Source organism: Paenibacillus paeoniae (genome assembly GCF_003388735.1).
GTDB classification, from domain to species: domain Bacteria; phylum Bacillota; class Bacilli; order Paenibacillales; family Paenibacillaceae; genus Pristimantibacillus; species Pristimantibacillus paeoniae.
The window spans coordinates 2,185,529-2,200,066 of the sequence record NZ_QUBQ01000001.1 but is presented as its reverse complement, the minus strand read 5'-3'; the positions used below and the strand labels follow the sequence as shown (position 1 = coordinate 2,200,066).

Below are 14,538 nucleotides of genomic sequence, written 5' to 3'. Positions count from 1 at the left end.
AAGTCTGCAATGACTTAAGGGCTTCCCTTTTTCTTATACACGATAAACGTAAACTACAGCTCCGTGTCTGAACACACCAACTTGCAAGACCTATTCTTCCAGCTGCTGCCGGTGCTTGAGAATAGGTCTTGCTTTTTTTATCGGAGGATGAGCCGTTCACCCAGCAGGAATGGGACAGCGTCTAATGTGTTCATATGCGCACAGTCCTCAACATCTTCCTTCAATCCCAGCTTTACGAGCCTCTTGCCAGATTGACTTTGAAGCAGCGTCCTCAAGATCCAGGGCGAACGGTCACGGTACAGAGCATGCATCGCTTGCCCGAAGTCGTCGACTTCTACTGTATCATGGTGTTGTTTGATCAATTCTTCAATTAACAACCCCGCGCACAAGCCGTCTTCGATTGCAAACTCATCATGGCTGCCGGCGCATAGCAAAACAACATCCCTCCGCAATTCAAGAGCATATTTGGCCGCTGCTTCACCATTGAGCAGCGAAGCGGCAATGACATGATCCGCCTTCGTCGATTTATGGATGGCCCGGGTACCGTTGGTAGTCGTTACTATAATCCGTCGACCTCGCACCGTATTCTCGCTATACTCCTTAGGCGAGTTTCCAAGATCAAATCCAGCAATTTTGCGGCAGAATCGTTCGCCGCCTAGCAGGTCTTCCGGCCACTGAAGCGACTTGGCATCCATCACCGTCTCCGCCGGCACAATGCTGGCAGCACCAGCGGCTAAAGCGGTGACAATCGTACTCGTAGCCCTCAGCACATCGATCACGATTGCTGTTTTGTGATGGAAGTTAGCTGAACAGGCTTCGTTCACGCTGGATATTACTTGGACGTGCATGTTAGATCCTTCTTTCTATTAAATCATATAATCAGCATCGGCCTGTCGTTGGCCAAACCCGAAAGTATCCGAGCGAAGCCCCCGTCGCATGGCTTCGAGCGATAGGGCTTCAGTCGGAGCGATGTTGCCCAGATGAACCGATGCGCCGAATTGCAGCAGCAGCTCGGCCTGCTGACTCTTCAAGGGCGCTTCCCACATCAATCTGCCCTCATGGTCGACTTTGCCCAGCACTTCCATGAGCACGTGTTCCTTGCAGCGCCCTTGCTCGTCGAATAGACCGACATTCAGACCTGATTCTCTTGCCTCGATTGTAACGAGTTCTGCTCCGGCTTCCCAGTCGCAGTGCGCGGTGAAGGCAAGTTCCTCCGGATCAATGCCGGAACCAGCTGTTTTCTTGCCGTACTCCGTCATAACCGTCAGTCCCCGTTTTATGCATTCCTTTATAAGTGAAGTTCTGCGGATACGGGCAAGCTCAATGGTTCCGTCAGAAATCTCGACACCCGTGAAACCGAGCGAGCAGATTTTGTCGAGAAACGACCCTACCGCTTTTTGCGCGATCGCGACCTCTAATAGTGTTCCGCCAGGCATAGCGATCATGTTGCTGCCCGCAGCAAGCGACAGTTTGTTGCGCAGAAGCTCCTGATCGTATAGAACGGCGGTTCCGAAGCCGAACTTGACGATCTCAATGAATGGTCCGGCGGTCTCGATGAAATCGGAAAAGGCGTTCAGGCCCATCCCTTTGTCAATCACCATCGTAGTACCAAGACCCTTCCTCCGATCGGCAGTTCTGCAGCCGCTAGGGTCTCTTAAGAGCTGATGCCAGTTGTCTAGTACAGCACTTCTCATCTTCTCAGTTCTCCTCGCCTGAATATTCTTCCACCACTATATGCGGCTGGAGCTGGGCAGGTGCCCGGTATGAAATAGAGACAAGCACGCATATACATATAAAAAGCTTATGGAACGAAAGGAGGTCCTTCCTTTGCTTAATAAAATTGTTCTAAGTATGGCGATGCTCCGACTATTATCTGGCAGCATTGAGATTTGCGCAGCTTTGGTCATGCTTAGGCTCAATCAGATCGACAAGGCGCTTGTCGTCAATTCATCTCTGGCGTTAGTAGGCCCGATCATTCTGATCGCGACGACGACGATCGGCCTGGTCGGTCTATCCGACAAGCTGTCGGCCTCGAAGTTTGTTTGGGTCGCTGTAGGGGTGATCTGCCTGATGATCGGCATATTAAAGAAATAGTAGAATGCGAATCTAGCAAATGTATACATAATCTCATCAGACAAGCATACACATGTAACGACATAAGACAAACATCGGGGAGTGAAGGAAGCATGCTGTCCCATGTATCCCATTTGTTGCCGCTGGATCTGAAGAAGCTGCTCGAGGGCCTGCCGGCGGAAGTGAAAGGATCGCTTGAGGAAATACGCATACGGGAGAATCGTCCACTGGAGATCTCTTATCGCGGAGGCTTCAGGTTTTTGGCGCCTGACGGTAGTCTGAAGCAACAAGCAGAAGGCTCCGTCAAGCCGACGGCCGAACAATGCCGCAAGCTTCTGGAACGCATCACGAATTATTCGCTTTATGCCATGGAAGAAGAATTGAGAAGAGGCTACATTACCGTATCGGGCGGACATCGAATCGGACTGGCCGGCCGCACCATTCTGGATGGGGGAAGCGTCCGCGGGATCAGAGATATTGGCGGATTCAATATCCGGATCGCCAGAGAAGTAATCGGAGCGGCTGCGCATCTTCTACCGAAGCTGATGGATCGAGTTCGCGGTACGATCGGGTCAACGCTCATATTGGCGCCGCCGCAGCAAGGCAAAACGACGCTGGTCAGAGATATGGCAAGGTCGCTTAGCTATGGAGCCCCGTCTGGTATGGAGAGAGGCACGATTGCCGGCAAAAAGGTTGGGATTGTCGATGAGCGCTCCGAGATTGCCGCATGCGTCAGAGGCATACCGACCTTCGATGTCGGTCCCCGCACAGATGTTATGGATGCGTGTCCCAAGGCGGAAGGCATGATGATGCTGCTAAGATCCATGTCGCCTGAAGTGCTGATTGTCGATGAAATCGGACGTCCTGAAGATGTCGAAGCGATCCGCGAAGCAAGCCATGCCGGTGTAAGCGTAGTTGCAACTGCTCATGCCTTTGATGTGCAAGATGCGAAGGGCAGGCCGGAATTGTACAGGCTCATCCAAGAAGGAGCATTTCTCCACATTGTGGAGCTGAAGCGATCACATGACGGCATTATGCACCGGATCATCAGTGCGAATGCACTGCAGCAAGCATCAAACGCCAAGAGCAAGGAGCAGCTCGCAGCCGTAAGTCTTGCTGGGGCCGGAGTCGGACGTTTCCGGACGGAAGAATGATTAAGCTGCTGGGCGCGGTGCTTATATTGGTAGCCGGCACGTTAATCGGGTTCCAGCAGGCCGCAAGATTTGCAGAACGTCCCAGACAATTGAGACAGCTCGCCCACGCGCTGCAACGGCTCGAAACAGAGATAGGTTACGGACACACGCCATTGCCCGAAGCGCTGAATCGAACCGCTGCTGCAACAGCAGAGCCGATTGCCTCACTATTTCGCAGGACAGCGGAGGAATTGAAGAGTGAGCAAGGATGGTCTTTTCAGGAGTGCTGGGAGCGATCCGTTCAGGTCATCTGGATTGAAACTTCGATGAAAGCCAGCGAGAGAGGCGTCATGCTTCGGCTCGGATCAACGCTTGGCATAAGTGACAAGGAAGATCAGATGAAGCACCTGCGACTTGCGTTATTGCAATTGAAATCGGAAGAAGACGCGGCAAGGGACGATCAAGGGCGATATGAGAAGATGTGGAAAAGTCTCGGAGCATTGCTCGCTGTGCTGATCATCATTTTGATGGTGTAAGAGGGTGCGCTACTTATGAATATGGATGTGAGCGCCATATTTCAAATCGCTGGAATCGGCATCATTATCGCAATGATTCATTCCGTTCTTAAGCAGATGGGGAAGGAAGACATGGCGCATTGGGTAACCGTAATTGGATTTGTTGTTGTGTTGTTTATGGTAGTACGGCTGCTGAATGAATTGTTCCAGGAAATAAAAACGATCTTTCTGTTCCAGTAGGTGAACGCGGTGGAGATGATACAAATCGTCGGTATCGGTCTAATGACGACCGTGCTGATCCTGGTCGTGAAAGAGCAGAAACCGATGTTCGCTTTTCTTCTGGCGGCATTTACGGGATTGTTCATCTTCCTGTATGTGATCGGCAAGATAGAAGCCGTTATTAAGGTGCTGGAGGATTTAGGGAATCGATCGGGCATTCCGTCCATTTACTTGAAGACTGTTCTGAAAATAATCGGAATTGCTTATATCGCCGAATTCGGCGCTCAGATTGTCAGGGATGCGGGCCAAGAGGGTATCGCATCGAAAATAGAATTTGCCGGCAAAGTGTTCATACTCGTCATGGCAATCCCGATCATTAGCGTCATTGTCGAGACCGTCATCGGATTGCTGCCGGCGGGGAGCTGATCGTGATGGCGCAAGCGCGTGCCGGAGGAGCTGCAAAGCTTCAACTGCTCGTATGGTTCTTTCTCCTCTTCATGACGCTAATGCCCATTGGCGTACAAGCAGAAACAAGCACAAGCGGGAGCTCCATTGCAGCACCGGAAGCAGCAAGTTCTGATGTAAATCAAATGATGAAGGAACAGGCTGGCCTAATGGAGACCGAACATGTCGAAGATTACTGGAATAAGCTTCGCGAGCAGTATGGCGGTTTCTTTCCGGATCAGAAAGTGCCGAGCTTCAGCGAGATGCTGTTGTCTGGCGGAGGATTGAAACTGGCAGACGTCCTGCAAGGCTTGCTTCGATACTTCTGGCATGAGGTGCTCTACAATGGCAAGCTGCTTGTCACAATCGTATTGCTCACTGTGTTCAGCATGGTGCTGGAAACGCTGCAAAATGCGTTCGAACGCAATTCGATAAGTAAAGCGGCTTACTCCGTTACTTACATGGTACTCGTCATCATCGCGGTGAACAGCTTTCATGTGGCTATTGGTTACGCCAAGGATGCCATTGAAAGTATGATCTCGTTCATGCTGGCGATGGTCCCGCTCTTGCTCACTCTGTTGGCATCGATGGGAAGTGTCGTGACGGTATCGGTCCTGCATCCGCTCATCATTTTCATGATCCATATCGTGGGAACAGTTATTTACAGCTTCGTGTTCCCGCTGCTCTTTTTCTCTGCGGTGCTGCATATCGCAAGCGCATTGACTGAGAAGTTCAAAGTAACGCATCTGGCAAACTTACTTCGAACTGTAGCGGTTGGTTCATTGGGCGTCCTGGTGACGATATTTCTGGGCGTCATATCTGTCCAAGGAGCGACGGGGGCTGTGACGGATGGTGTAACGCTTCGTGCCGCCAAGTTCGTAACAGGCAACTTTGTACCCGTCGTCGGCCGGATGTTCTCCGACGCTGCGGATACGGTCATATCCGCGTCGCTGCTTGCGAAAAACGCCGTCGGTCTCGCAGGCGTCATCGTCCTGTTGTTCCTGAGTGCATTCCCGGCGCTGAAAATATTTACGCTGGCGCTCATCTACAATGTATCGGCAGCTGTCATGCAGCCGCTTGGCGATTCGCCTATCGTAACCTGCCTACAAACCATCGGCAAAACGATGATTTTTGTATTCGCCGCTTTGGCTGCGGTAAGCCTGATGTTTTTCCTGGCGGTTACGATCATCTTAACCGCAGGCAATGCGGCGCTGATGGTAAGGTAGCGCAGGCTTGCGAAGTAAGTTTTGCTCCGCAATATCGGTGCTTACGAAGTAAGTTTTGCTCCGCAATATCGGTGCTTACGAAGTAAGTTTTGCTACGCAATATTGATGCTTACGAAGTAAGTTTTGCTCCGCAAAACTTTTTAGGAGGTGAGCTTAATGTGATGGGTTGGTTGAGCGACTGGCTGAGGGATATCATTGCGGTCATTTTGCTAGCCGTTCTCGTCGAGCTGCTCCTTCCGAACAAAGCCATGCAGCGTTATGCCAGACTCGTAGTGGGATTGTTTATTCTGCTTACCATTCTGTCGCCGATTCTGCGACTCCTTCAAACAGATATGAACAATAGGCTGGATGCCGGAATGGAGATGTGGAATGAAAGGTCCATGCACAAAAAGGTGGCAATGCCAACTCTGGAGGAAATTCAGATCAGGGCAGAGGACATTCAGTCCAAGCGGAATGAAGAAGCCGCACGCTTGATGGCAGCTACTTTGGAGGTATCGATGAAGAAGGCGATTACGACGGAGACAGGAGCGCAGGTGGAACGGGTGAGCGTTTCCTTTGCCTGGAGTAAGCATCCAAAGGAAGGAGAAGCGCCGGAGATTGCAGCCGTAAAGGTAACGTTGAAAGAAAACACCGGTATGGCAAGTCCGGAGCCAGGCAAGCATGATAAGTCGATTGAAATCGAAGTAGTTGCACCCGTTGATATAACGATTGGAGAGAATGAAAGCAAGTTGAATACAGCCCTTCCTGAAAAAAACGGTTTTATCCCGCCCAACAAGCAGGAAGCAGCGGCAGTGCAAAGCGTTTTGGCGAGAGGCTGGGGCATACAGTCTGACAAAGTCGAAATTCGAATCCGGGCTGCCAGCGGCTCAACTGCGAAGCAATAGGGAGAAAGGGGGGAGTTAATATGGCGAAATGGCTGGAAGGATTGGAATCTGCAGTGGGCGGCGGACCTAGCGGACCGAAACGCGTCAGAACGTTGCGGATCTTGCTCATTATTGGCGGAATTGGAGCTGTGCTGATGCTGCTCAACTCATTTTTGCCGTTCAAGGATATCGGGCCTTCTGCCCAGGACCCCAATCCTCCCCCGGAAACCTCGGAAGCATGGAACCGAAATGCTGCTCCGGGTTCTCCCTTTGAGGTGGTCGAAGGCACGCTGGAGACTAGGCTCAAAGAAATATTGGAGAAGATTGTGGGGGTCGGGTCTGTGGATGTAATGGTTACAGTCGATTCTACAGAAGAGATTGTAGTCGAACGGAACAAGACAGAAAATCAGTCGATTACCGATGAGAACGATCGGAACGGGGGGGTGAGGCATATTACGTCGATCAGCAAGGATGGTCAAGTCGTCTTGTATGAAGTATCGGGGGAACAGAAACCGATTATTACGAAAACGATTAATCCCCGAATACGAGGTGTTCTTATCGTAGCGAAAGGGGCAGAAAACGCAACGGTCAGACGCCTCATATCAAGCGCTGTCGAAAAGGGGCTGAGTGTTCCGGTCAACCGTATCTCGGTCGTTCCGAGCAAGCAATAGCGAAAAGCAAGTAACAAAGACTTACGCTTACGAAGAAGTTTTGCTCCAATTAGCTAATCGCTGATTTGACCAGAAAACTTAGAACATGCTTACGAAGTAGTTTTGCTCCATTCAGCTAGCCGCTGAATATAAACACAAAACTTTTAGGAGGAATCAAAATGAATACAAAAAGACAAACGATTTGGCTCGTTTCCATGCTCAGCTTGATGGTGGTGCTCTCCGCTTATTATCTGTTCACGCAGGATCTGAACGATGCCGACAAGCTGTCTTCGGAGAAGCCGGGCGAGAATGTAACGGAAGTAGCTGGAGGTAATAAAGGGCAGGTCGTCGTCGATGAAGTGAAGCCAGGCGATGACGAAGGCATCAGCGTAGCGAATCAAAAAATTCTGGATCAGCTTGCCCGAGAAGGCTACACGCAGGGCAGCATATTCAGCGAATTACTGTCGAAGAGAGAGCAGCAATATTCCCAAGAAACAGACCGCATCTGGAGCGTGCTCGCCGATGTAAGCAACATAAGCTCAGAAGATTCCGCGGCAGCGGCAACTCAGCTTGACCAGCTTGAGGATAAAAATTCACGCATCACGGCGCTGGAATCGGAACTGATGAAACAATATGATATTGCCATTGTCTCAGAAGAGAATGATCGCTATAAAGTAGTTGTAACCAGCGAGAAGTTGGAGAAAAAAGATGCAGCCAGCATTATCGATCAAGTGATGACCGTGATGGAGGTCAGCCCAACTCAAGTATCCGTACAATATGTGTCGGAGCCATAACATAGGCACGGCAGCCAGGCAACAAGCTCCGTTCGTCTTCGGCTAGTGCCGTAGGCGTGCGGAGTTTTTTTGATCCGGGCAGGGGAAAATCGGCTTGTCCAAAAAATGATTCTTGTTCACGCCTTTTTATGGTATAATACTAAACGTTATGTGAAGAAGAGGAGTGATTACGTTCATGTTCAAGTTGAGCGAGATTAAAGAATTGATCAAGCTGGTCGATCAAACATCCGTTCAGGAGCTAGAAATTGAAAACGAAGGCGCGCGTCTGCACATCCGTAAACCAGGCAAAACTGAAGTGGTGAATGTGCAAGCGGCTCCAATTACGCATACATATTCACAGCCTGCTATAGCGGTAGCTCAGCCGCAGCCTGTAGTTCAAACTAGCGCTCAGCAAGCAGTTGCGGATTCTGCGCCTGCCAAGGCACCTGCGGTAGAATTGCACCAAATCGTATCGCCGATGGTGGGAACGTTCTACAGCGCACCTTCACCAGAAGCGAGTGTATTTGTGAAATCAGGTGATCGCGTTCATGAGAAATCGGTTGTATGTATTTTGGAAGCGATGAAGCTGATGAACGAATTGGAAGCCGAAGTGAATGGTGAGATCGTGGAAGTTCTGGTTTCCAACGGTCAGTTGGTGGAGTACGGCCAGCCGCTGTTCCTGGTGAAAGCGGACTAACGAATGCCCGGAATGGGTAACTGACGTCTGAAAGGGGTTCCTACGTGAAATTCCAAAAAATATTAATCGCGAACCGCGGAGAAATCGCGGTACGTATCATTCGCGCTTGCCGAGAGCTGGGAATTAGCACGGTAGCGGTATATTCGGAATCGGACCGCGATTCGCTTCATGTTCGATTGGCGGACGAAGCGTATTGCATCGGACCGACTCCATCAAAGGATAGCTATTTGAATTTAACCAATATTATGAGTGTCGCTACCATTACAGAATGCGACGCCATTCATCCGGGGTATGGCTTTTTAGCCGAGAATGCCGACTTTGCAGAAATTTGCGAGTCGTGCAATATTACCTTTATCGGTCCTTCCCCTGAAGCGATTAGCAAAATGGGTGACAAGGCTGTTGCCAAGTTAACGATGAAGACAGCTAATGTTCCTATTATTCCAGGTTCAGACGGTTTGATTGACAGCATGGATGAAGCCATTCAAGTCGCTCGTGAGATCGGATATCCGGTTATCATTAAGGCTACGGCAGGCGGCGGAGGCAAAGGCATCCGTGTTGCCGATAACGAAGAAACGCTAATTAGCCAGATTACAACAGCACAGCAAGAGGCCCAGAAGGCATTCGGCAACGCTGGTGTTTATTTGGAGAAATATTTGACCGGCATGAAACACGTCGAAATTCAGATCATGGCGGACAAGCATGGCAACGCCGTGCATTTGTTCGAGAGAGATTGCTCTGTTCAGCGCAGACGACAGAAGCTGGTTGAAGAGGCGCCGTGTCCGGTCTTGTCTCCAGAGCTTCGGGAGCGGATGGGACAAGCTGCGGTTCGCGCGGCGCTTGCAGTTCGCTATTCGGGCGCAGGTACGCTTGAATTCCTGCTTGGTCCTGACGGCAATTTCTATTTCATGGAGATGAACACACGTATCCAGGTTGAGCATCCTGTTACGGAGATGATTACGAACGTCGATCTGATCAAAGAAATGATCAGAGTTTCGGAAGGTAATCCTCTTTCGTTCGCACAGGAGGACCTCAGTATTAATGGCTGGGCGATTGAATGCCGTATTAACGCAGAGGATTCCGAGCGCAACTTCATGCCATCGGCGGGCAACATTCCGTTCTACCTGGCGCCGGGCGGCGCGGGCGTGCGTGTTGACAGCGCAGTATATCCGGGATATACCATATCCCCTCACTATGACTCCATGATCGCCAAGCTGATTGTATGGGGTGCCACTCGCGAAGAAGCGATTGCCCGTATGAAGAGGGCATTGTCCGAATTCGCGATCGAAGGCATCCGGACGACGATTCCGTTCCACTTGAAGCTTCTGAATCACCCTACGTTCGTGAAGGGCGATTTCGATATCAAGTTTCTTGAAGAGCATGATATTAATGCTCCGGCGGCGGCTCTTCGCACCGAGTAAAAGGAGTCCAAATCGTTTGTCATAAATCAGGCTGAATGTTATAGTATAGAAATAAGATGCGGAACATGGCTTGGCCTTGGGCCGGGCTACGCGACATTAGGGAGGTGTACAACGAACATGAGTACGATAGCTGAATTCGAGAAAACAGACATCGGTACGATTCAGATTGCACCTGAAGTCATTGAGGTCATTGCTGGTCTCGCGACGGTTGAAGTGGAAGGCGTAGCAGGGATGAGCGGCGGATTCGCAGGCGGTATCGCGGAGCTGCTAGGTCGTAAAAATTTGTCCAAAGGCGTTAAAGTCGAGGTTGGTCAAAGAGAAGCTGCAGTAGACGTGTCCATCATTATTCAATACGGAAACAAAATTCCAGAGATCGCTTCCCAGATCCAACAAAACGTCAAGCGATCCATTGAGATGATGACCGGTCTACATGTCGTAGAAGTGAACGTTCATATCCATGACGTATACTTCAAACCAGCAGAGAAGATTGATGATGAAGATTCCCAGCTGCGTGTCAAATAATAATTAATACAAGTTTTAATTTGTACAACCCCCTCGTGATTGGGCATGCCGCTCGGCGCAAGGGGGTTTTCATTCGGTCCCCCGGGAGGTATGGCTGACTTGATAAAAGTTGTGGACAAGCTACTATTGTTTTTGTACAGCATCGTCGTCGGAGCCGTGTCCGTATTTGTGGCGAGCTTGGCTTTTGGCTGGATTTCACGCGAATTGTTGTCTGATATGTTGACCGATTTCTATCGGTATAATTCCGTCTCGATTACGGTTGGCGTAGTCGGCGTGGTCCTCTTTTTGCTTAGCTTGCGCTTCTTTTTCGTATCGCTTGCCAGAGGTTCTTCCTCCTCGCAATCGATTGATCAGCGTACTGAATTTGGCGATATTCGGATTTCGATTGAGACGATTGAGAATCTGTCCCTGAAGGCTGCTTCCAAACAGCGTGGCGTCAAAGATTTGCGTGCTCGTGTACGTGCTTCGGACGCAGGTCTTGAAATTGTGCTCAGAGCCGTAATTGACGGAGAACATTCCATCCCGGCATTAACGGAAGAAATTCAACGGGCGGTAAAAACTCACATTGAAGATATTACTGGCATTCCAGTTATCAACGTCGCTGTGTTTGTCGCTAACGTGATTCAGGCGAATACATTCAAGAGCCGTGTAGAATAGAGGTGACGTACCGATGTGGAGGGATATTTGGGGAATCTACTGGAAACGTTTGATCGGCGCGGCTGTCGGATTGTTTTTCGGTATTATCTACTTAGCTTTCGGTTTTTGGGATATGCTTTTTGTAGCATTACTTGTATTTATCGGTTATTGGTTTGGCAAGCAGAAAGAGCTTTCGGACGGTCCGGTTATTCCTTGGCAGCGATTATGGTATGCGCTGCTTGAGAGATTCCGCCCGTTTCGTTGATTCTGTGGTCTCCTCCGTATTCCGGATTTCGGACAGCCGCTAATTCGGGGCAGGGAGGAGATCATAGTTTTTTATGCAAATTATATTTGGCATGAACGGATGTGGAGGTCACATGAAACGTAGGTTGGCTAGGGAAATTGCAATTTCGAGTTTATATCAGATGGAAATGAATGAAGTGACGGCAGCAGAGGCTGTCGAGATGTTGATGGAAGAGCTCCGTGAAGAAAATGAAATAGGTGCGGATCCGAAGGAAGCTGGAAGCACAGATGAATTTGCTCGTGAGCTGGTATATGGCGTATTGGAGAGAAAGCAAGCGATTGACGGCATGCTGCAGCAATTTCTGACGGGCTGGCAAGTGGACAGGCTGTCCAGGGTTGACCGTCAAGTGTTGCGTTTGGCCTGCTACGAGATGGTATTCCGCGATGATGTTCCGCCTAAAGCGGCCATTAACGAGGCGATTGATCTGGCTAAGCATTTTGGTACCGACGAGTCGGGCAAGTTCGTCAATGGCGTACTTGGCAAGCTGCTGCAAAGCGTCGATGAGTTGAAGGCATAGATAAGGGAGAGGCCTGCGGCATTCCGTAATTCATTCTATCAGACACGATAAAGATGAAGGGGACGATCACAATTATGAGCGCTCAAATTATTGCCGGCAAAACAGTTTCAGACCAGTTGCGAGTAGAGATGGTAGAAGAAGTTGCCGCTCTGACAAAACAGAATGTCATTCCTGGACTTGCAGTCGTTCTCGTAGGAGAAGCTCCGGCATCCAAAGTATATGTCGGTTCCAAAGAAAAAGCATGTCAACAGTTGGGCATCTATTCGGAGGTTCATCGGCTTGCTGAAGACACATCGGAAGCAGAGCTGCTCCATCTTATTGAACAATTGAACGGACAGGCATCTATTAACGGTATTTTGGTTCAGTTGCCCCTTCCGAAACATATTAACGAAAAAGCGATTATCGATGCGATCAGTGTGGACAAGGACGTAGATGGGTTCCACCCAGAGAGTGTCGGCAATTTGACTATAGGCGATGACAGCTTGCTGCCGTGTACGCCGGCTGGCGTTATTGAGTTGATCAAGCGAAGCGGCATTGAAATTTCAGGCAAGCATGCGGTTGTAATCGGACGAAGCAATATCGTCGGCAAGCCGGTCGCTATGCTGCTGCTGCGCGAGAATGCAACAGTAACCATCTGTCATTCCAGAACAGCAAACATGGAACAATTGGCGAAGCAAGCTGATATTCTCGTCGTGGCTATCGGTAAAGCAAAGGCCATTGACAGCCAATATGTGAAACCAGGAGCTGTCGTAATTGATGTAGGCATCAATCGTCTTCCTGACGGCAAGCTTGCTGGGGATGTCGACTTTGACGATTGCCTGGATTCAGCTGGTTTTATTACTCCTGTGCCTGGCGGCGTTGGTCCAATGACTATTACGATGCTTATGAAAAATACGATCAATGCTGCGAAAAGGGCTAACGGAATCGGGGTGTAAGCGATGGGTAGAGACCCCAAAGTTTATTCCATCAAAGAAATTAACAAATATATTCGTATGAAGCTGGAGACTGATCTTGTACTGGGCGATGTCTGGCTGCGTGGCGAAATTTCAAACTTTACGCATCATTCCAGCGGGCATATGTACTTTACGCTGAAGGATAGCGACAGTCGGTTAAAGTGTGTCATGTTCGCCTCCCATAATGTGCGTCTTCCTTTCAAACCGAAGGAAGGCGCCAAGGTGATGGCGCGCGGCAATATATCCGTCTTTGAGCGGGATGGGAACTATCAATTTTATGTTATGGCGATGCAGCCCGACGGGATCGGCAGCTTATACCTTGCCTTCGAGCAATTGAAGGGGCGGCTGGAGAGCGAAGGGCTGTTTTCGAATGCCCGAAAGCGGGAACTGCCACCTTTTCCAAAAGCTGTCGGCGTCATTACGTCTCCCACTGGTGCGGCGGTACGAGATATTATTACGACGATACAACGAAGATATCCCTTCATTCCGGTTTATGTGTATCCTGTTCTTGTACAAGGCAAGGGTGCTGCGCCTGCCATTGTCGACGCGATTGATGCGATGAATCGTTTTGGCGAATGCGACGTATTAATTGTTGGCCGGGGTGGAGGATCACTTGAAGAGCTTTGGGCTTTTAATGAGGAGACGGTAGCTCGTGCGATTGCAAACTCCGGAATTCCAGTCATTAGTGCTGTCGGTCATGAGACGGATTTTACCATCGCCGACTTTGTAGCCGATATGCGAGCAGCGACTCCTACGGCCGCAGCGGAACTGGCCGTGCCGTACATCGCAGAGATCAGACAACAGCGCGAACGGATGAATCAGCGGCTCATTGCCGCTATGAATAAGTCAATCACCGGCGAGAAGGAACGGCTCTCCCGTATTCGGCGTTCTCCGTTCTTCCTGCATCCTCGTCGTTATATGTTGGATCAGGCGCAGCGTCTGGATCGCATGCAGGAGCAGTTGGAGCAGCGTATGCATAAGCGATTATCGAAGGAAGATGCGAGATTATCTCAGCTTCAAGCAAAGCTGGCAGCTCGTCATCCGGGTGAAGCCCTTCAACAATCAGCCAAGCGACTTGCAACTGTAACGCGCGGCTTGGAGATGTCGGTAGCCTCGATGTTGAAGGAGCACAGACTGCGACTGCATGGTGCTATCGGACAACTGGACGCTCTGAGCCCTCTGAAAGTAATGGCGAGAGGATATAGCCTTGTTTATGATAGTGAATCGGGGCGGTTGATCAAATCAGTCGACGAGACGAAGAATGGCGATGCCGTACAGGTTAAATTGATGAATGGCCGGCTCTTGTGCCGTGTGGAATCGATTGAAGGAGGCGTTAACGGTGAAGGCTGATAAACAGGATGAGCTGAGCTTTGAAGAAGCGATGCAGCGTTTGGAAGCAATCGTTGCCAAGCTTGAAAGCGGCGATGTGCCGCTTGAGACGGCAATCGATTTGTTTCAGGAAGGCATGAGGCTGTCCCAGTTATGCGGCGGCAAGCTTGAGCAAGTGGAGAGCAAGATTGAGTTGCTTGTGGAGTCGGAGCAAGGCTTCCAGAAAAAAACGTTTGTAGCGGCAAACGAAGATAAAGGGGAATAAA

Annotated in this window: 20 protein-coding genes; 18 read left to right on the top strand and 2 right to left on the bottom strand. The window is 50.0% G+C overall.

Annotation, left to right across the window (positions count from 1 at the left end; all coding sequences use genetic code 11):
• Positions 1–137: 137 nt before the first annotated feature.
• The gene (locus DX130_RS10240; RefSeq protein ID WP_116044908.1) at positions 138–848 is read right to left on the bottom strand and encodes a 2-phosphosulfolactate phosphatase; all 711 of its coding nucleotides are present in this window, start codon (positions 846–848) and stop codon (positions 138–140) included.
• A gap of 18 nt (positions 849–866) precedes the next feature.
• Positions 867–1,694, bottom strand: a complete 828-nt coding sequence (gene comA / locus DX130_RS10235; protein ID WP_116044907.1) for a phosphosulfolactate synthase — start codon at positions 1,692–1,694, stop codon at positions 867–869.
• A gap of 133 nt (positions 1,695–1,827) precedes the next feature.
• Between comA and DX130_RS10230 the strand changes: the two genes are divergently transcribed.
• From DX130_RS10230 to xseB, 18 genes are all read left to right on the top strand, one after another.
• Positions 1,828–2,094 carry a YqhV family protein gene (locus tag DX130_RS10230; RefSeq protein ID WP_206098788.1) on the top strand — a complete coding sequence of 89 codons (267 nt, stop codon included), beginning with the start codon at positions 1,828–1,830 and terminating at the stop codon, positions 2,092–2,094.
• A gap of 92 nt (positions 2,095–2,186) precedes the next feature.
• Positions 2,187–3,227 carry a stage III sporulation protein AA gene (spoIIIAA, locus tag DX130_RS10225; protein WP_116044904.1) on the top strand — a complete coding sequence of 347 codons (1,041 nt, stop codon included), beginning with the start codon at positions 2,187–2,189 and terminating at the stop codon, positions 3,225–3,227.
• The gene (gene spoIIIAB / locus DX130_RS10220) at positions 3,224–3,742 is read left to right on the top strand and encodes a stage III sporulation protein SpoIIIAB (RefSeq protein WP_116044902.1); all 519 of its coding nucleotides are present in this window, start codon (positions 3,224–3,226) and stop codon (positions 3,740–3,742) included. The genes spoIIIAA and spoIIIAB overlap by 4 nt, the downstream gene beginning before the upstream one ends.
• A gap of 15 nt (positions 3,743–3,757) precedes the next feature.
• Positions 3,758–3,961 carry a stage III sporulation protein AC gene (gene spoIIIAC / locus DX130_RS10215; protein ID WP_116044901.1) on the top strand — a complete coding sequence of 68 codons (204 nt, stop codon included), beginning with the start codon at positions 3,758–3,760 and terminating at the stop codon, positions 3,959–3,961.
• A gap of 9 nt (positions 3,962–3,970) precedes the next feature.
• Complete coding sequence (spoIIIAD, locus tag DX130_RS10210; RefSeq protein ID WP_116045889.1) at positions 3,971–4,366, top strand: stage III sporulation protein AD; 396 nt, start codon at positions 3,971–3,973, stop codon at positions 4,364–4,366.
• A 5-nt stretch (positions 4,367–4,371) separates the two neighbouring features.
• Positions 4,372–5,610, top strand: a complete 1,239-nt coding sequence (gene spoIIIAE / locus DX130_RS10205; RefSeq protein WP_116044899.1) for a stage III sporulation protein AE — start codon at positions 4,372–4,374, stop codon at positions 5,608–5,610.
• Positions 5,611–5,771: 161 nt separating this feature from the next.
• Entirely contained in the window at positions 5,772–6,494 is a 723-nt protein-coding gene (spoIIIAF, locus tag DX130_RS10200) for a stage III sporulation protein AF (RefSeq protein WP_116044898.1), read from the top strand.
• Between the two features lie 20 nt (positions 6,495–6,514).
• Positions 6,515–7,144, top strand: a complete 630-nt coding sequence (spoIIIAG, locus tag DX130_RS10195) for a stage III sporulation protein AG (RefSeq protein WP_116044896.1) — start codon at positions 6,515–6,517, stop codon at positions 7,142–7,144.
• Positions 7,145–7,302: 158 nt separating this feature from the next.
• Positions 7,303–7,917 carry a SpoIIIAH-like family protein gene (locus DX130_RS10190; protein ID WP_116044895.1) on the top strand — a complete coding sequence of 205 codons (615 nt, stop codon included), beginning with the start codon at positions 7,303–7,305 and terminating at the stop codon, positions 7,915–7,917.
• 175 nt (positions 7,918–8,092) lie between these two features.
• Positions 8,093–8,593 (top strand): acetyl-CoA carboxylase biotin carboxyl carrier protein, encoded by a 501-nt coding sequence (gene accB, locus DX130_RS10185; protein WP_116044893.1) that lies wholly within the window; start codon positions 8,093–8,095, stop codon positions 8,591–8,593.
• Positions 8,594–8,637: 44 nt separating this feature from the next.
• Positions 8,638–10,011, top strand: a complete 1,374-nt coding sequence (gene accC / locus DX130_RS10180; RefSeq protein WP_116044892.1) for an acetyl-CoA carboxylase biotin carboxylase subunit — start codon at positions 8,638–8,640, stop codon at positions 10,009–10,011.
• Positions 10,012–10,128: 117 nt separating this feature from the next.
• A complete protein-coding gene (locus DX130_RS10175; RefSeq protein ID WP_116044890.1) occupies positions 10,129–10,533 on the top strand; it encodes an Asp23/Gls24 family envelope stress response protein in 405 nt (134 codons plus the stop codon).
• 99 nt (positions 10,534–10,632) lie between these two features.
• Positions 10,633–11,190 carry an alkaline shock response membrane anchor protein AmaP gene (gene amaP, locus DX130_RS10170; protein WP_116045888.1) on the top strand — a complete coding sequence of 186 codons (558 nt, stop codon included), beginning with the start codon at positions 10,633–10,635 and terminating at the stop codon, positions 11,188–11,190.
• 13 nt (positions 11,191–11,203) lie between these two features.
• Complete coding sequence (locus DX130_RS10165; protein ID WP_116044888.1) at positions 11,204–11,434, top strand: DUF2273 domain-containing protein; 231 nt, start codon at positions 11,204–11,206, stop codon at positions 11,432–11,434.
• Positions 11,435–11,546: 112 nt separating this feature from the next.
• The gene (gene nusB, locus DX130_RS10160) at positions 11,547–11,990 is read left to right on the top strand and encodes a transcription antitermination factor NusB (protein WP_116045886.1); all 444 of its coding nucleotides are present in this window, start codon (positions 11,547–11,549) and stop codon (positions 11,988–11,990) included.
• 74 nt (positions 11,991–12,064) lie between these two features.
• Positions 12,065–12,925 carry a bifunctional methylenetetrahydrofolate dehydrogenase/methenyltetrahydrofolate cyclohydrolase FolD gene (gene folD / locus DX130_RS10155; RefSeq protein ID WP_116044887.1) on the top strand — a complete coding sequence of 287 codons (861 nt, stop codon included), beginning with the start codon at positions 12,065–12,067 and terminating at the stop codon, positions 12,923–12,925.
• A gap of 3 nt (positions 12,926–12,928) precedes the next feature.
• On the top strand, positions 12,929–14,293 hold the full coding sequence (gene xseA, locus DX130_RS10150) for an exodeoxyribonuclease VII large subunit (RefSeq protein ID WP_116044885.1): 1,365 nt from the start codon (positions 12,929–12,931) through the stop codon (positions 14,291–14,293).
• The gene (gene xseB, locus DX130_RS10145) at positions 14,283–14,537 is read left to right on the top strand and encodes an exodeoxyribonuclease VII small subunit (RefSeq protein ID WP_420818507.1); all 255 of its coding nucleotides are present in this window, start codon (positions 14,283–14,285) and stop codon (positions 14,535–14,537) included. Before xseA ends, xseB begins: the two co-directional genes overlap by 11 nt.
• The last annotated feature ends 1 nt before the right edge of the window (position 14,538 follow it).